Source organism: Spirosoma aureum, from assembly GCF_011604685.1.
GTDB classification, from domain to species: Bacteria; Bacteroidota; Bacteroidia; order Cytophagales; family Spirosomataceae; genus Spirosoma; species Spirosoma aureum.
In genome coordinates, this window is sequence record NZ_CP050063.1 from 1725016 (window position 1) to 1740944 (window position 15929).

The 15929-nt window shown below is 46.8% G+C and carries 18 protein-coding genes; 9 read left to right on the forward strand and 9 right to left on the reverse strand.

Going from position 1 to position 15929, the window contains the following annotated elements; genetic code table 11:
• Window positions 1-64: 64 nt before the first annotated feature.
• The 5 genes from G8759_RS06955 to G8759_RS06975 all read right to left on the reverse strand — a co-directional run bounded on the left by G8759_RS06955 (window position 65) and on the right by G8759_RS06975 (window position 3137).
• Window positions 65-391, reverse strand: coding sequence for a DUF5615 family PIN-like protein (locus G8759_RS06955; RefSeq protein ID WP_167206473.1), 327 nt, complete (start codon window positions 389-391; stop codon window positions 65-67).
• A complete protein-coding gene (locus tag G8759_RS06960; protein WP_167206474.1) occupies window positions 375-614 on the reverse strand; it encodes a DUF433 domain-containing protein in 240 nt (79 codons plus the stop codon). Before G8759_RS06960 ends, G8759_RS06955 begins: the two co-directional genes overlap by 17 nt.
• A gap of 12 nt (window positions 615-626) precedes the next feature.
• The gene (locus G8759_RS06965; RefSeq protein WP_167206476.1) at window positions 627-893 is read right to left on the reverse strand and encodes a NifU family protein; all 267 of its coding nucleotides are present in this window, start codon (window positions 891-893) and stop codon (window positions 627-629) included.
• A gap of 90 nt (window positions 894-983) precedes the next feature.
• Entirely contained in the window at window positions 984-2087 is a 1104-nt protein-coding gene (locus G8759_RS06970) for an Mrp/NBP35 family ATP-binding protein (protein ID WP_167206478.1), read from the reverse strand.
• A 51-nt stretch (window positions 2088-2138) separates the two neighbouring features.
• Complete coding sequence (locus tag G8759_RS06975) at window positions 2139-3137, reverse strand: GSCFA domain-containing protein (RefSeq protein ID WP_167206480.1); 999 nt, start codon at window positions 3135-3137, stop codon at window positions 2139-2141.
• Between the two features lie 269 nt (window positions 3138-3406).
• Here G8759_RS06975 and G8759_RS06980 point away from each other — a divergent pair, with 269 nt between their 5' ends.
• Window positions 3407-3781, forward strand: coding sequence for a hypothetical protein (locus G8759_RS06980; protein ID WP_167206482.1), 375 nt, complete (start codon window positions 3407-3409; stop codon window positions 3779-3781).
• 60 nt (window positions 3782-3841) lie between these two features.
• On the opposite strand, the gene rplI is transcribed toward G8759_RS06980, so the two are convergent.
• From rplI to G8759_RS07000, 4 genes are all read right to left on the reverse strand, one after another.
• Window positions 3842-4285, reverse strand: coding sequence for a 50S ribosomal protein L9 (gene rplI, locus G8759_RS06985; protein ID WP_162387526.1), 444 nt, complete (start codon window positions 4283-4285; stop codon window positions 3842-3844).
• A 94-nt stretch (window positions 4286-4379) separates the two neighbouring features.
• Window positions 4380-4631: a 30S ribosomal protein S18 gene (gene rpsR / locus G8759_RS06990; RefSeq protein WP_012925715.1), complete on the reverse strand. Its 252-nt coding sequence runs from the start codon at window positions 4629-4631 to the stop codon at window positions 4380-4382.
• 2 nt (window positions 4632-4633) lie between these two features.
• Entirely contained in the window at window positions 4634-5008 is a 375-nt protein-coding gene (gene rpsF / locus G8759_RS06995) for a 30S ribosomal protein S6 (protein ID WP_162387527.1), read from the reverse strand.
• Window positions 5009-5123: 115 nt separating this feature from the next.
• Window positions 5124-6065, reverse strand: coding sequence for a hypothetical protein (locus tag G8759_RS07000; protein WP_167206484.1), 942 nt, complete (start codon window positions 6063-6065; stop codon window positions 5124-5126).
• A 179-nt stretch (window positions 6066-6244) separates the two neighbouring features.
• On the opposite strand from G8759_RS07000, the gene G8759_RS07005 reads away from it, so the two are divergent.
• From G8759_RS07005 to G8759_RS07040, 8 genes are all read left to right on the forward strand, one after another.
• Window positions 6245-6904 carry a YggS family pyridoxal phosphate-dependent enzyme gene (locus G8759_RS07005; protein WP_167206486.1) on the forward strand — a complete coding sequence of 220 codons (660 nt, stop codon included), beginning with the start codon at window positions 6245-6247 and terminating at the stop codon, window positions 6902-6904.
• A 113-nt stretch (window positions 6905-7017) separates the two neighbouring features.
• Window positions 7018-7395, forward strand: a complete 378-nt coding sequence (locus tag G8759_RS07010) for a DUF423 domain-containing protein (protein WP_167206488.1) — start codon at window positions 7018-7020, stop codon at window positions 7393-7395.
• Window positions 7396-7498: 103 nt separating this feature from the next.
• Window positions 7499-9094, forward strand: coding sequence for a peptide chain release factor 3 (locus tag G8759_RS07015; protein WP_167206491.1), 1596 nt, complete (start codon window positions 7499-7501; stop codon window positions 9092-9094).
• A 105-nt stretch (window positions 9095-9199) separates the two neighbouring features.
• Complete coding sequence (locus tag G8759_RS07020) at window positions 9200-9475, forward strand: hypothetical protein (RefSeq protein ID WP_232074157.1); 276 nt, start codon at window positions 9200-9202, stop codon at window positions 9473-9475.
• 143 nt (window positions 9476-9618) lie between these two features.
• Window positions 9619-9843, forward strand: coding sequence for a hypothetical protein (locus tag G8759_RS07025; RefSeq protein WP_162387532.1), 225 nt, complete (start codon window positions 9619-9621; stop codon window positions 9841-9843).
• A gap of 470 nt (window positions 9844-10313) precedes the next feature.
• The gene (locus G8759_RS07030; protein ID WP_167206493.1) at window positions 10314-13562 is read left to right on the forward strand and encodes a SusC/RagA family TonB-linked outer membrane protein; all 3249 of its coding nucleotides are present in this window, start codon (window positions 10314-10316) and stop codon (window positions 13560-13562) included.
• Between the two features lie 35 nt (window positions 13563-13597).
• Window positions 13598-15196: a SusD/RagB family nutrient-binding outer membrane lipoprotein gene (locus G8759_RS07035; RefSeq protein ID WP_167206495.1), complete on the forward strand. Its 1599-nt coding sequence runs from the start codon at window positions 13598-13600 to the stop codon at window positions 15194-15196.
• Window positions 15197-15272: 76 nt separating this feature from the next.
• On the forward strand, window positions 15273-15899 hold the full coding sequence (locus G8759_RS07040) for a hypothetical protein (RefSeq protein ID WP_167206497.1): 627 nt from the start codon (window positions 15273-15275) through the stop codon (window positions 15897-15899).
• Window positions 15900-15929 lie beyond the last annotated feature (30 nt).

Below are 15929 nucleotides of genomic sequence, written 5' to 3' on the forward strand. Positions count from 1 at the left end.
GGAATAATGCTATTCACAAAGAAACAAAAAAACGCCTAATTCGGCGTTCTGATGGCAACTGATCTTAATCTGGCGAAACAACTGTGACGCCTTCAGGAAGCTGACTGGCTAAAATAATCTTTACTTTATCGATAAGTGGTAGCAGGAATTCGTAGTCACTCCGCTTTACTTTTAGAACCAAAACAGGAATGGGATACTTGATGAAATTCTGTTGGTATTCAAATCCTTTGTCTAAAGTGACTAATAAATCAAATCCGAACTCAATCATCAATTGCATTAATTCGCCATTACGTTTACCAGCCCAACCCATATCCCGTACTGTTAGGACATCATGATCGGGAAAGCGAAATTTCAGCTTATTATGGACATTTTCATCAAACAAAATCTTCATTCAATGCAAGGAGCTTTCCGCCTGAAACACTTTGACTCATTAAATGAATAAATGCAATAGCCTGATCTTTTGACACCGAGGGGAAACCAACTAGAAACTCATCAATCGTTGCATTATGCTCAAGATGATCCAGTAAATGCTGAACGGGCACTCTTGTTCCCCGAAAAACAGGAATCCCTCCCATAATTTCTGGATCAATATTTATTAATTCTTTAGCAGTCATAATCCGAATGTCTTAAAACGCGGGTGTAATATTCACGGCTTCCACCTTCGTAATTTCGGGTACGGCACGTAGAATGGCTTCCTCCAGCCCTCCTTTAAAGGTCATTGCTGACATGGGGCAGGAACCACATGAACCAATCAGCTCGAGCCGTACGGTTTTATCGTCGGTCACTTCCAGCACTTTCACATTGCCGCCATCTGCTGCCAGATAAGGACGCATGCTATCAAGCGCTCGTTCGATCTTCGTAATCAGTTGGTCGTTATTAACTACCGTCTCCATGGAATTTTCTATTTACGGTAAAGTTACAGGGTATCGGGGTTTTATGCAACTGCCTGAACCAAGCTCTTGCCTGGTTCAGACGAGAAGCGATCAGGCTACTTCTACGCGTTTGGTGCGTTCGGTCGTAGCGTTTCGAATAGCTACCTGCTGAGCCAGTGCTTCGGCAGTATTCTGGAAGGCCTCACTGGCTACAGGCTCACCAACGCTGATGGCAGGCCGGCCATCGTCGCCCGCTTCCCGGATGCTCTGAATCAGTGGAATCTGCCCCAGAAGTGGTACATCAAACTGATCGGCCAGTTGCTTTCCGCCACCTTTGCCAAAAATGTAGTATTTATTCTCGGGTAATTCAGCCGGGGTGAAATAGGACATGTTTTCAATAACGCCCAATACCGGAACATTGATCTGCGGTTGTCGGAACATGGCCAGCCCTTTCGTTGCATCTGCTAAAGCCACTTTCTGGGGCGTTGTTACAATGATCGCACCTGTTACCGGAACGGTTTGCACCAGTGTTAAATGTATATCGCCTGTGCCCGGTGGCAGATCGATAAGCAGATAATCTAATTCGCCCCAATCGGCATCGGAGAAGAACTGCTGCAAAGCCCGGCCTGCCATAGTGCCGCGCCAGATAATAGCCTGTCCAGGAGCTACCAGAAAGCCCATCGAGAGCATTTTGATGCCAAACTGCTGGATCGGTTCCATTCTGGTCTGGCCATCTACCTGAAAAATGCGGGGTTGAATATTCTCGGCACCAAACATCGTTGGCATCGAAGGACCGTAAATGTCAGCATCGATGATACCGACCTTTGCGCCTGATTTGTGCAGGGCTATGGCCAGATTTGCCGTCACGGTAGACTTCCCGACTCCGCCTTTCCCCGACGATACCGCGATAATATTTTTTACTCCCGGAAGTGTTGGGGCATTGGCACGCGTTGAGGTTACGTCGGATACCATATTGACTTTTACCTCAATATCGGGGCCGATGTGTGTATGAATGGCATCTTCGCATCGTTTCCGGATCACTTCTTTCAACGGGCAGGCGGGTGTAGTCAGCACAACCGTAAAACGAACCTGACCAATACTCAGCTCAATATCTTTCACCATGTTGAGTGAAACGAGATCTCGCTTCAGATCCGGCTCTTCAACGGTGCTTAGTGCTTGTAAAACAGCTTCTTTCGATAATCGATAATCAGACATCAGGCTAATGAATAATGTAAAATGTAGAATGCAGCGCTGGAGTCCGAAAACTCACGATTCATTATGCATCACACATTTTTCTAAACGACGATGCACCTCTGCCAGTTCCGTCGAAACGTCGACTTGATTCGATAAGACTTCCAATTGTGCCAATAACTTCGTCAGGAATTGTTGGTGAGCCGGACTATTTCCGTACAATGGTCTATGTGCCAATGATTTACTGACGTTTACCCATTTATCAATAAAGCTGCGAAGATCGGTATCGAAAGCACTTTCAGCAAGTTTGTTAAAGATGTAGTCGTGTGCCAGGGAGTTCGGATGAATCAGATCGGCTTCGTAGAATCGGTAATCACGCAGATCGTCGACCATTAATTCGTAAGCAGGGAAGTAGAACACCCAATCATTCCATACAGTCAGTTCATGCGTGATTACCCGCAATGTGGATTTGCTCACCTGGTTAAGTGGAAGCGTATCGCGGGTATGGCGCACAGGGCTGACCGTCAGTACAACGTTAAGTTTTGGATTGGCTTTGTGTAGCGTTTTTAGCAACCGCGTCATGTCGTCGCGGAGGTGATCAATCTGATACAGGTATTTTTCAAACAACTGCCCTGGCATTTTGTGGCAATTGGCTACCACTTTTCCTGTTTCGATGTGCCTATAAACGACCGCCGAACCAAGGGTAAGCAACAGAAAGTCGGCTTTGTTAATCGCATCACTGGTCTGCGCCAGGGTTTGAGTTAACCGGTTGCGTAATTCATCCCGACTGTTTGCCCAGATCGACGAATGGAAGTCGTAATGAAACCAGACACCATCGCGTTCAACGTATCGATTCTCGTCGGGCAAAGTCCCGTAGAGAGCCATTGTTAGCAGCCTGGCAATAGAAACGGGATTGAAGATCGTACCAAAGGGATTATCCAGGACCGTTAGTTTATGGTCGGCCAATCGACGGCCCATAACCTCGGCAAAACACGACCCAATAGTCACAATACGGCTGTTGAGGCCAATACGGTGGGCGAGTGGTTCAGGTGAAAATTCGGTATGAAACTGCATACTGTATCAACAAAAATATATACCAAATAGGTCCCTGTTTTTAAAGTTAATTTTGTGTGTAACTATCTCATATTTAATGTTTTATATAGGTGTTTAGCCGATAAAAAATTGTACTTGACCTACCCTGATATATTTCATCTGTCGTCTATACTATAAATATAAAATATAGTCGTATAAATTTATTAACTATTATATCTATCCTGACGTAAGGAGATATAGCCTTTTATGTATACATTCACCGAAAATAATGCTTTTCGATTTACTCAATAATGATGACCTTCCAGAAACGAATTAAAGCACTTAGTTTCGAATCACTACATGAATTAATTAATCAAGCGCGCCATGAAATTAATCGTCGGCAGGAGTTTATCGAACGCATTCCGCCACTGAAACTACAGGAAATCTCCTTTTCGGTTCGTGCCCGTGATTTGTTGTATCGAACGATTGCCGATAAGAAACAACTGATTTATTGGCAGGATGCCCAGAAAATGACACTGAGCGAAACGTTGAAATTGCTGGAACCCTGTGACTGGCGGCAGATTCAATACAAAAACGCTAAAGTTTTTGGCGAAATATGTTCGATATTTCAAGAATACAAGGCTCCTGTTGAATGGTATTACACTGAAATTGAAGCGAAAGTATAGGCATAAAAAAACGGTCGACCGAGACGTAAATCTGGCCGACCGTTTTTTGTTATGAAGTGCTTATTCTGCAGACACAACCTCAAATTTAACCTTGTGCTTCACATCCTTATGCAGGTCAAGTGATGCTTCATAGGTACCGAGGGTTTTTACGTCATCAACCGTAATTTTCTTCCGGTCGATGTCGAAGCCTTTTGCGCGCAGAGCGTCAGCCACCTGTGTATTTGTAACACGGCCGAATATTTTGCCGCTATCGCCCGCTTTTGCTGGAATAGTCAGTGTAATATCGCCGATGCCATCGGCAATTGCCTGGGCATCATTTTTGATTTTTTCGGCTTTGTGAGCGGCCTGACGAATGTTTTCGGCGACGATTTTCTTGTTAGAATCGGTCGCCATGATCGCAAACCCCTGGGGAATCAGGTAGTTGCGGCCGTAGCCGGGCTTCACCGTTACGGTGTCATTCTTATAGCCCAGGCCGGCAATATCGGTTTTTAAAATGATATCCATGATTAAAAGAGTTTTCAGTTTTCAGTAGGTCAGTTTACAGTTTTGTGGACAGAGTTTGCTGTACAACTGAAAACTATAAACTATAAACTGAAAACTATTTTAGTGAATCTCCTACGTACGGCAGGATAGCCAGATGACGAGCGCGTTTGACGGCCTGGGCCACTTTACGCTGGTTTTTCAGGCTTGTACCGGTCAAACGCCGGGGTAAAATTTTACCCTGTTCGTTCAACAGTTTCAGCAGGAAGTTTCCGTCTTTGTAGTCGATGTATTTGATGCCGGCTTTCTTGAAGCGGTCGTATTTTTTGCGGTTCTCGGTTTTCGAGACTGATTCGTTTTGCAAACTCATGATTACTTGGCCTCCCCGGCGTTTTCGGTTTGTTTTTTCTTACCCACTAAGCCGTTGCGCTTACGGTCATTGTAAGCAACGGCGTGCTTATCAAGTGAAACCGTCAGGTGACGGATGATGCGCTCATCGCGTAGATACTCGGTGTTGAGTTTCTCGATGATCGTGCCGGGAGCCTTAAACTCGAAGAGTTGGTAGTAACCCGTGTTCTTGTGCTGGATTGGATAAGCCAGTTTGCGTAGGCCCATATTTTCTTCGTGAACGAGCTCCGCACCGTTGTCGGTCAGCACTTTGCGGAACTTGTCAACGGCGTCCTTTATCTGAATCTCAGATAAAACGGGAGTTAAAATGAACACCGTTTCGTAGTTATTCGGAAACATTGTACGTAATTGGTTTGAAATGAGGGCGCAAAGGTAAGAAAAAAAATGAAATTTCCGAGTGGACGGCCGCTTTTTTGCGAACTGCCAACTCGGAAATTTCATTTGATGCCAACAATTACTTCACGGTAAACTCGCCCTCGCCAATTCGGAAGCCTTCGCAATAGATCTCAATACTATAGCGACCCTGGCTAAACCGTTGCCCCCCGCGACCATAAATGAAGTCAACCTGCTGGCGGCTATTGTCGAAATTGAACCGTTGCATGGCTGTATAAATCATGCCTTCGCCGTTATACGTAAACTCTCCAGACCCGGTGGCTAAATCAGAAACAACGGCCCCACTTGGATCCAGAACGCGCATATACAGCACTTTTTCTTCCTGCTTGGCCAGTCCATTTGGAGCGATCCGCACCGAAATCCGCACTTTGTCGATTCGTCGGGCTTTATAACTACCGCCGTCGCTCTCTTTCCCTCGCGAATTTATGGCATTCACCGTAATGTTCTCAGCTCTGAGCGCAGCCGCAATCGTGACCTTTTCGCTCAGCTCCTGATTTTTTGATGCCACCGCCACGACCGAATCGCTCAATGTTTGTTTTTCTGCCTTCAAACTGTTGTTTTCCTGCGACAGTGATTCGTTCTGCTGGGATAAAACACCGTTTTCCTCCTTCAGACGGGTAATCTCCAGGTCTTTCTGTGCCAGCAAGGCCTGGTAATTTCGAATTTTCTGGTCGTATTTTTTTCTGTCGAAGGAGTTTACATTTCGTAATTCACGTTTATCGACTTCCAGTTGCGCTTTCACTTTCATGAGTGAATCTACACTACCGCCCAGTTGCTGAATTTCAGCGATTTTGGCATCCAGTTGCGCCGAAATTGAATCTAGTTTTGTTTTCGCGGATAATACTTCTTCAGTTTTAGCCGCAATCGTGGCATCTTTAGTTTTATTATCCTGTCGTTCCTGATAATAGAAATAGAGTAGTAATATGTTTAATGCTGCCAGAACCAGTAGAGCGGCCAGCAAGTAGCTGCGACTATTGTTTCGGGATTGGGGTCTAGGTTCCATTGGGGTCATTTGTTAAGCGAAGGTGTTGTGTAAATCCTTACCAAAACTATATCATCTACCGGTTTATTGTACCAGTTAGCTGGTTTATGGCCAAAAACTACACGATTTCGCGTAGTTCTCAAACCTATCTTTGCACAATATTAATAAACGGTCGGTGTTGAACCGACTTTTAGGCCATTATGATTGCTGATACGATTCACCAGATCGAAACCGAATTAGCGGGACGAGCCCAGCTTATTGCTGTTACCAAAACGAAACCGGTTGAGTTGCTGCGTGAGGCATATGACGCGGGTTGCCGAAAGTTTGGCGAGAATAAAGTGCAGGAAATGACTGAGAAACAGCCTCAGCTACCTGCCGATGTAAAATGGCATCTGATTGGTCATTTGCAAACAAACAAGGTTAAATACATTGCCCCGTTTGTGGCTCTAATTCATTCGGTCGATAGTCTCAAGCTGTTGCAGGAAATCAATAAACAGGCGGCAAAGAATAATCGTACCATCGACTGTTTATTGCAGATTTATATTGCCGATGAAGAAACCAAGTTTGGCCTTAGTGCTCAGGAAGCCGAAACCCTGCTGAACGACCCAACGCTGGAGAGTCTGGAAAATGTTCGGATTGTTGGGCTTATGGGATTGGCCACCAACACCGACAACGACGACCAGATTCGGCGGGAGTTTCGCGGTTTGAAGCAGTTATATGATACATTGGCTGCTTTGAACCGTAAAAATGTTCAGTTCTCCGAGCTCTCGATGGGTATGAGTGGTGATTATCACATAGCGGTCGAAGAGGGTAGCACGCTGGTGCGGGTTGGGAGTGCTATTTTTGGATCGCGGAATTGATTGATTTTTTCTGCTGGCCGGTGCGCCGGGGCAGAAGGAAGCATGTTTCAGTACGACCATTTTTATAATTATCGCTCCGGCGGTCTGACTTTGTCAGCATAACAAACAATGATATGAAATTCTTTATTCAGGCAGGAGCCGTTTTAGGTCTGCTGGGCGTTGCGCTCGGCGCGTTTGGCGCACATGCATTACGGGCAATGCTCGATGCATCGGGCCGGGCGGCAACCTTCGAAACGGCCGTTAAATACCAGTTTTATCATGCACTGGCCCTCGTGCTGGTGGGTGTATTAATGCAGTTATTTGGGAGTAACCCTACCATAATTAAGCTGCTCAACTGGTCAGGATATTCATTTCTGGGCGGAACGCTCATTTTTTCTGGGTCACTTTATGTTCTGTGTTTTACCGGCATCACCTGGTTGGGAGCCATCACACCGTTGGGCGGAGTAGCTATGATTGCTGGCTGGGCGCTGCTACTGTGGGCATTTTTATAGGTGAAAAGCGAAAAATGAAGCCTAGTGACTCACATGAGGTTTATTGCTCACGCTTCATTCTTCCCTTAAATCTTCGTATCTTTGTTGTCTGATTCTGAGAATAATGCAAACCAATATACAGGCTGAAACCGCTCGTCGGCGGACATTCGCCATCATTAGTCACCCTGACGCCGGTAAAACGACATTGACCGAGAAATTGCTTCTGTTTGGCGGGGCTATTCAAACAGCAGGGGCCGTAAAATCCAATAAAATCAAGAAGTCGGCAACTTCCGATTTCATGGAGATTGAGAAGCAGCGGGGAATCTCCGTGGCTACGTCGGTAATGACGTTTGAATACGACAATCTCAAAATTAATATTCTCGATACACCTGGTCACAAAGACTTTGCGGAAGATACCTATCGGACACTTACTGCAGTCGATAGCGTCATTCTGGTTATCGACTGCGTAAAAGGCGTTGAGGAACAAACCGAGCGGTTGATGGAGGTTTGCCGCATGCGCGATACACCGGTTATTATTTTCATTAATAAACTGGACCGCGAAGGCCGTAACCCCTTCGATCTGCTCGACGAACTGGAAGAGAAGCTCAACATTCGTGTTCGACCAATGACCTGGCCCGTAAACATGGGTTCTGACTTTAAAGGCGTTTATAGCCTTATCGAGAAAAAGTTATATTTCTTTAAAGTCAACAAAACCCGCGTAGAAGATGATGTGCTTCCAATTGAGCTGGATGATTCATTACTTGATCAGAAAGTAGGTGCGCGTGATGCGGCTCAGCTGCGCGAGGATGTTGAGCTGATTGAGGGCGTTTACGATTCCTTCGATCGGCAGGCTTATCTGGATGGCAAATTGGCTCCCGTGTTTTTTGGCTCGGCTGTCAATAATTTTGGTGTGAAAGAGCTACTGGAAGGTTTCTGTGCTATCTCGCCCGAACCAATTGCCCGGCCAACCGACAAACGGGAGGTGCTACCTGATGAGAAGAATTTTAGCGGCTTTGTCTTTAAAATTCACGCCAATCTCGACCCGCGCCACCGCGATCGTATTGCGTTTCTACGCATCTGCTCGGGCGTTTTCGAGCGGGGTAAGTTCTACCACCACACCCGTCTCGATAAAAACGTTCGCTTTGCCTCACCATTCAGTTTCATGGCCGATAGCAAGAGCGTCGTTGAAGAAGGATTCCCCGGCGATGTTGTTGGCTTATACGACACCGGTACGTTTAAGATTGGGGATACACTGACCGAAGGCGAAGACCTGCAGTTTCAGGGTATTCCAAGCTTTTCGCCCGAAATCTTTAAAGAACTGGTGAACCTCGACCCAATGAAATCCAAGCAGTTGGACAAGGGGATTCAGCAGTTAACCGATGAGGGCGTTGCCCAGTTGTTCACACTTGAACTAGGCAATCGGAAGTTTGTGGGAACCGTGGGTGAACTGCAATTTGAAGTAATTCAGTATCGTCTGGAGAATGAATACGGTGCGAAGTGCCGCTGGGTGCCGCTCAACTATACAAAAGCCTGCTGGATCACCGCCGAGAACCCGGTTAAGCTTGCTGAATTTATCCGATTAAAAGGCAACCAGATTGCCTACGATAAAGATCAGCATCCTGTTTTTCTGGCCGAATCCGATTGGATGTTGCGTATGAACCAGCAAAATAACCCAGATATTCAGTTCCACCTGACGTCGGAGTTTAATGTAACGGCCTAGTCGTTTTAAGTCCGTTTGCTTAGATTTCTTCCGACTCAAAAACTACTGTCATTGGTATGGGTTAGTCAATTATTAACCAGACAACCCGTACCGATGATAAACTCAATGGCAATTGTTGCTTTCGTGCTGTTCATGGCCGGAACCGCCGTAGCCCAGCAAAAGCAGCCCAAACGCACTAAGCCAGCAACTACAGCTGGCACTATTTCGCCAGTGGATGCCGCACGCTCCAATCCGTCAGCTGCCAATACCCATGATGGAACCATGGGTGCATCGACCGGAACGGGTACGACGCTTGAGCAAAATCAGGCGGGTAATGCAACTAGCCCCGCACAACTTCAACCGATGCCAACAGCAGTACCAGGACCGGGGCATCTTCTGTAAAAGCGAAGAAAAAGTCCAGAAAGTCAGATAGTTGAACGCCGATATAGTCAATATCAGTGGCTGATTTAACCAAAGTTTAATAACCTTTTCGTAGGGGAGCGGTTAAATTAATGTTGGTTTTATTCACCTATCAAAGGAAGACTATGAAAAAGGTAATGATCGCTGCTGTTGCAGTCCTGTTGATGACAGGTGCTGCTTTTGCTCAGGATGATGCAAAAAAGGCTCATAAAGAAATGAAACATGAAGCCAAGCAGATGAAAAAAGAGGCCAAGAAAGAGGGGGATGATGCAAAAGCGGATGCTGCAAAAGACATGAAGCATATGCATAAGAACATGAAAAAGGCCGAAAAGAAAACGACAGATAGTTAGATTATCCCTTTTATTTACACCATTGGCCTCCCAAGAGATTGGGGGGCTTTTTGTTGTAGCCACCTTGAAGACAGGGTGAAGTTGAGGCTTAGATTACTGTTCAATTAGTTTAAGACGTTTGCTTCGAGTGGTAGCACTGATTACTGCACGATAGAGTAAGAACCAAAATGTACTAAGTACAAATACTTATTCATGGTTTAAATAATGAGCTCTTGTTGATAAATTTTAGCGTAACCTATTGACTAGTAGTATTTTATTGGGAATAGGCCTGTGTTTACCTGTTTACGTTTCAACTTAATATATTTAATAGTAGATAGAATATAGGAAGTTTAATAGATAATATTTAAATATAATGACTTAATAAAATTTTATTCTGTATTAAATAAGTATTAAAAAATATAATCCCTTATAATTGGTGCTTCATTTACTAAGTGCCATTCTCTATATGTATAATCTCTACTTGCCTATCTATGAAACTAGTTCTCCTTACTCTAACCCTGCTTTTGCCATTTTTTGCGCTCGCCCAGCAGCGAGCTGTCCGTGGCAAAGTAACTGACACGGCAGAAAAATCGGCATTACCCGGCACAACAGTAACGGTGAAGGGTAGTACAGTTGGGACGGTTACTGATGCACAGGGAACGTATCAGATTAATGTCCCCGACAAAAATGCTACCCTTGTTTATTCCTCGGTTGGCTTTCAGTCTAAAGAGGTTGTTGTAGGAGCACAGCAGGTGATCGATGTTGTGTTGGTGGCTGATACGAAGCAACTTAGCGAAGTTGTTGTGACAGCCGCTGGGATTAAACGTGACAAAAATGCACTCGGTTATTCGGTAAGTACACTGGATGCCAACCAACTGGCTCAGAAATCGGAACCGGATGCACTGCGTGCACTCACGGGAAAAGTTGCGGGCGTGAATATTCAGGGCTCGGGCGGTGCTGCAGGTGGAGCTACAAACATTACCATTCGGGGAAACTCGTCGCTGGGTAATAACAACCAACCCTTGTTTGTAGTGGATGGGGTTCCGTTCGATAATTCCAGTTTTGGTAGTACCGACGGTTCGGTTGGCGGATCGACCATTACCAACCGGGCGTTCGATTTGGACCCGAATAACATTCTGACAATGACGGTGTTGAAGGGAGCGGCAGCAGCAGCTCTTTACGGATCCCGGGCCGCCAATGGTGCCATCATCGTGACAACGAAAGCTGGTAAGCGCCAGAGTAAGAAAGGTCTGGAAATTACCTACAATACAGGCTATGCGACGGAAACTGTAGCCGGACTTCCCGATTATCAGACGAGCTACGGGCAGGGCACCAACTTCGATTATCGAAGTGGTGTGTTTGGTTCCTGGGGGCCGCCTTATCAGGGTATTACGAGTCTGATTCCTACGCGGGCAACAATTCCGCATCCGCTAACGACCAATAACCGGTATCCTTCCACCGTTTTTCCGGAGTTTTATCAGGCAGATGGTATAACGCCAATTCAGATTCCGTACCAGTCTTATTCGCAGGATAACGCCAGAAAATTCTTTCGTACAGGTAGCGTATTTGAAAACGCACTGTCGGTATCGACTGGCAGCGAGAAAGGCAACTTCACGGCGGGTTTGTCACGAACTGCCAATCAGGGTGTTGTCCGGGAAAACCAGATTACACGTACGGCTGTCAACATTGGTGGTAATGCGCAGCTAGACAACAAGTTCTACTTAAGCGGGGCGCTGAATTATGTCAATACCGATCAGGTATCTCCTCAGGTAACGGCAGCCAATGGGAGTGGAAGCTCCATTATGGACATTCTGATGTTTGTTCCAACCAGTTATGACCTGACGGGTTTCCCGAATACGAATCCGCTGAATGGCAATAACGTGTATGACCGCGTAGGGACTGATAACCCATATTGGTCTGTCCTTAATAGTCCTACCCTGAGTAAGGTAGATCGCTATTACGGGAACGTTGTGCTCGGATTCGATCCATTGCCCTGGTTGAATGTGCAGAATACCGTTGGCTTTAACGCCTACACGGATCGGCGAACGGTCGTCAATGGGAAAGGCGGTGATTATTTTCCGAACGGCAATGTCACGACCGATAACATCTACCGGCAGGAACTGGATAACACCTTGCTGATAACGGCTACGAAACCGATCAATGAAAACATTGGGCTGAAAGTTATTGTAGGAAATAACGTGAACCAGCGACTAACCGAGCGTCAGGTCGTATTTGGTGATGGTATCATTTTCCGGGGCATCAATTCGCTGAATAATACCAGTGTAACCATTCCTCGTGTACTGCCTAACAACCGTAACGATTTCAAACAACGATTCTTTGCGTTCTTCACCGACATTTCGCTGGATTATAAAAACTTTGCCTTCCTGAATCTGGTGGCTCGTAATGACGTATCATCAACGTTGCCTGCCAGCAATCGAAGCTACCTCTACGGCGGGGCCAGTGCATCGCTGATTTTTACGGAAGCGTTCAAACTACCCAAAAATATTCTGTCGTTCGGTAAATTCCGGGCTGGTTATACCCGTGTCGGCAATGAAGCCACACCGTATCAGACGCAGACGGTTTATATTGCCAACCCGGTTCTGGGCGCTGGTGCTTCGGGAACCGGCACGATTGCTTCTCCTTTTGCTGGACAAAGTACGCTGACTGAATCGGATTTGCTGGCCAATTCTCTGTTGAAACCGGAGTTTATCACCGAACTGGAGTTAGGAACCGAACTCCAGTTTTTCAATAATCGGATTGGGCTGGACATCACGTACTACAACAAGATTAGTACGTCGCAGATTTTTACGGTCAATGCCGTGCCTTCGTCGGGGTATACGCAAAAGGTAATCAATCTGGGGAAGTCATCGAACGAGGGGATTGAAATTGGGCTGAGTGCAACCCCCGTAAAGACGCTCAACGGATTGACCTGGACGCTTTCGTCGGCCTTTACCATGAACCGCAACATCGTGCGGGACATTGGCAACCTGACCGAATTACCCTACGGAGGATTCTCCGATCTGGGTAGTGTACACATTGCTGGCCAGCCTTACGGGCAGATTCGCGGATCAACTTATGCAAAAGACGATGAAGGCAATATTCTGGTTAACCCAAATACCGGGAAGCCCATTCTGAGCGGTAAAACAGCGGCCATTGGCAATCCGAATCCCGATTTTATTCTGGGTATCACCAATTCACTGAGCTATAAGGGTATTACGCTGAGTGCGCTCTTTGACTGGAAAAAAGGGGGTGATATGTATTCCTTCACAGCTTATGAACTGCTTAGCCGGGGCGTAACGAAAGATACTGAAGAGCGGGAAGCCATTCTGGTAGGACCGGGTGTACTGGGGGATGTGAATACGTTGAAACCCATTCTGGATGGAGAAGGAAAGAAAATTCCGAATAACATCGGAATTGCGGTAGCTGACTATTATTTCACAGGCGGTTTTGGGCCAGGTGGTGCGGCTGAGGTAAACGTTTTAGATGCAACGGTTTTCCGGCTTCGTGAAGTATCGCTGGGCTATCAGTTTCCGAAAAAATGGTTAGACAAAACGCCGTTTGGGTCGGCTTATCTATCCCTTAGTGGCCGTAATCTGTGGTATCTGGCCCCGAACTTCCCCAAGCATCTGAATTTCGATCCGGAGGTTAGCTCGCTTGGCGCCGGAAATTCGCAGGGCTTCGATTTTATCGGTATTCCAACGACCCGCCGGTTGGGTGTAAACCTCCGGTTTAGCTTCTGATTTCTGGTCAATCAACCCATTTCGAACACGATTTTATGAAAGTCATAACGCTAATACGAATAGCTTCTTTCGTGAGCCTGCTGTTTATCGGGAGCGCCTGTAAGGAATTTATCGATATAAATGCAGACCCAAACAACCCAACAACGCCGGTTCTGGAATTGCTTCTGCCCGCAACCCAGGTATCAATGACCGGCAGTTTGCGGGATGTAAACCAGGGTACATCCATCCTGATGCAGCAGCTCTACACAAGCAATACAAGCCGTAATTTTCAGGACGGAACCGATTATCAGCAGTCCTGGAATGGTTTGTACACCCAGGTTCTCAATGACATCGAGATCGTTATCCGCGAGGGAACAAAGCAGCAACGCTGGGACTATGTATCGATTGCCAAGCTGGAAAAAGCTTACATCTACAGCCTGATGGTTGATTTGTGGGGCGATATTCCGTTTGCCGATGCGTCGAAAGGATTGACCGTTTCTGACCCAACCTTTGAAAGCGGAGCAACCATCTACGACAAACTGTTTACGCTGATCGATGAAGCCCTGGCCGATGCCAACAAAGGCAATTTTGCCATTCAGCCAACCACGGCCGACATCATTTACAAAGGGGATAAGGCAGCCTGGATTCGTATGGCCAATACGCTGAAATTAAAGTTGTTCAACCAGATTCGGCTCGTGCAAGCCGACAAGGCAAAAGCGGGTATCGCTGCTATATTGTCGGCCAATGCGCCCCTGATCGCGACCAATGCGCAGGATTTTTCGTTCCGGTTCGGCACCACCGAGACGCCCGCTAACCGGCATCCATGGCACCGCTCGGAGTATCAGGCCAGCAAAAGTTACTACATGAGCCAGGGCTTCATCGAACGCTTGTTCAATACCGACGATCCCCGGATTCGTTATTTCTTCTACCGCCAGACCTCTAATTATACGGTTGGTTTTACGCCAACGGGTAATGGTTATTTCGGTCGTTACACGGGTGATGCAACCGCTTCACCGAATGATAACGCACTGAAAGCGACGGTTGGCGTTTATCCGGCCGGTGGTTTGTATGATAACGGCCCCATCAACAACCTGACATCGGCCAATGTATTCATAACCAACGCAGGAGCTACCTCGGCCCCGAAAGTGGTAAGCAATACTGACGGGACGGGTGCTGGTGTGTTTCCGTTCATGACAAACGCGATGGTGAAGTTTATTCTGGCCGAAGCGGCATTGACATTAGGGACCACCGGCGATGCGAAGCAGTTGTTTCAGGATGGTATTACGGCTCACCTGAACAGCGTCAACACCATTTCTTCGACTTCCGGAAATTCAGCTCCGGCCATTTCGGCGGCTACCATCACGGCCTTCGTGGCCAACCGAACCAGCCAATATGACGCAGCTGATGCGGCTGGTAAGCTGAATGCGATTATGACGCAGAAATACATTGCGCTCTACGGCAATGGAATGGAAGCGTACAACGATTACCGCCGAACCGGATTGCCTGCGTTGCCCGCGCCCATCGCCCCCTTGAACACGTTCCCGTTGCGGCTAACGTATTCGATCACGGAGCTTTCTACCAATGCAAATGTATCGGCTAAGGCTGACCAGGTTCAGACAGCGCAGCAAACAACACCGGTTTTTTGGGATAAGTAATTCAGTTGACAGAGAATAGCGTTTTCTGCAAACCGAGTACGATAAACGATTCACCGTAAAATAGTTAAGGCTACTCATGAAAAAAATCATTCTTTATTTTTTACTCCTTCTGGTCGTTGGCCTCGATGCCTGTAAGACCGAAGATTATGTTTGGGAAAACTGGTCCTATACGGCAGTTCCGCTGGTGGCGGTCAACATAGCGAAATCTGCCTTGCCTACGGTTTCTACAGCAAATACCTCTTTTTTTGACCTGGGTGCCGCAAATCTGGCTACCCAGGAATTTGAATATACCTTGAAATGGGAGGGTTTTGGGAAAGAAGAAGTGACTTCCATTGATGTCTATCTCGGTTTCAATAAGGCGGCAGCTACGGGAAATCCGGCCTACCCAATCGTACTGTCGCAGCCAGGAGGGCTCTATCCCAGCGTAACCCAGTATCCGCTTCCAAGCCGGGTTGGAACCTCCGACAAGCTCTATGAAACGGTGACGCAATTCCCCAAAACATTCACGGTAACTGCCGCCCAACTGGCTGCGTTTACGGGCGTTAACCTGAGCACCGTTGCGCAAAACGACTACTTTCTGTTCAAGTTTATGCTGAATCTGAAAGACGGGCGACGTATTGCGGGCTACCAGGAGAACGTATGCGACGAAGCCCGTGGCGAAGTTGGCGACTGCCGGGTTGGTGTTCGCTTCCGAAGAAAATAATCGATAAACAACTACCCCTCTAAATTAACC

Excerpts from the sequence above, each read along its gene's own strand:
- rpsR (WP_012925715.1), bottom strand. The coding sequence starts at position 4,631 with ATGAGTTTGCAAAACGAATCAGTCTCGAAAACCGAGAACCGCAAAAAA.
- G8759_RS07020 (WP_232074157.1), top strand. The coding sequence starts at position 9,200 with ATGGCAATTGTTGCTTTCGTGCTGTTCATGGCCGGAACCGCCGTAGCC.
- G8759_RS06970 (WP_167206478.1), bottom strand. The coding sequence starts at position 2,087 with ATGTCTGATTATCGATTATCGAAAGAAGCTGTTTTACAAGCACTAAGC.
- G8759_RS07015 (WP_167206491.1), top strand. The coding sequence starts at position 7,499 with ATGCAAACCAATATACAGGCTGAAACCGCTCGTCGGCGGACATTCGCC.
- G8759_RS07025 (WP_162387532.1), top strand. The coding sequence starts at position 9,619 with ATGAAAAAGGTAATGATCGCTGCTGTTGCAGTCCTGTTGATGACAGGT.
- G8759_RS06980 (WP_167206482.1), top strand. The coding sequence starts at position 3,407 with ATGATGACCTTCCAGAAACGAATTAAAGCACTTAGTTTCGAATCACTA.
- G8759_RS06960 (WP_167206474.1), bottom strand. The coding sequence starts at position 614 with ATGACTGCTAAAGAATTAATAAATATTGATCCAGAAATTATGGGAGGG.
- G8759_RS07000 (WP_167206484.1), bottom strand. The coding sequence starts at position 6,065 with ATGGAACCTAGACCCCAATCCCGAAACAATAGTCGCAGCTACTTGCTG.
- G8759_RS07030 (WP_167206493.1), top strand. The coding sequence starts at position 10,314 with ATGAAACTAGTTCTCCTTACTCTAACCCTGCTTTTGCCATTTTTTGCG.
- rplI (WP_162387526.1), bottom strand. The coding sequence starts at position 4,285 with ATGGATATCATTTTAAAAACCGATATTGCCGGCCTGGGCTATAAGAAT.
- G8759_RS07010 (WP_167206488.1), top strand. The coding sequence starts at position 7,018 with ATGAAATTCTTTATTCAGGCAGGAGCCGTTTTAGGTCTGCTGGGCGTT.
- G8759_RS07005 (WP_167206486.1), top strand. The coding sequence starts at position 6,245 with ATGATTGCTGATACGATTCACCAGATCGAAACCGAATTAGCGGGACGA.
- rpsF (WP_162387527.1), bottom strand. The coding sequence starts at position 5,008 with ATGTTTCCGAATAACTACGAAACGGTGTTCATTTTAACTCCCGTTTTA.
- G8759_RS06975 (WP_167206480.1), bottom strand. The coding sequence starts at position 3,137 with ATGCAGTTTCATACCGAATTTTCACCTGAACCACTCGCCCACCGTATT.
- G8759_RS07040 (WP_167206497.1), top strand. The coding sequence starts at position 15,273 with ATGAAAAAAATCATTCTTTATTTTTTACTCCTTCTGGTCGTTGGCCTC.
- G8759_RS07035 (WP_167206495.1), top strand. The coding sequence starts at position 13,598 with ATGAAAGTCATAACGCTAATACGAATAGCTTCTTTCGTGAGCCTGCTG.
- G8759_RS06965 (WP_167206476.1), bottom strand. The coding sequence starts at position 893 with ATGGAGACGGTAGTTAATAACGACCAACTGATTACGAAGATCGAACGA.
- G8759_RS06955 (WP_167206473.1), bottom strand. The coding sequence starts at position 391 with ATGAAGATTTTGTTTGATGAAAATGTCCATAATAAGCTGAAATTTCGC.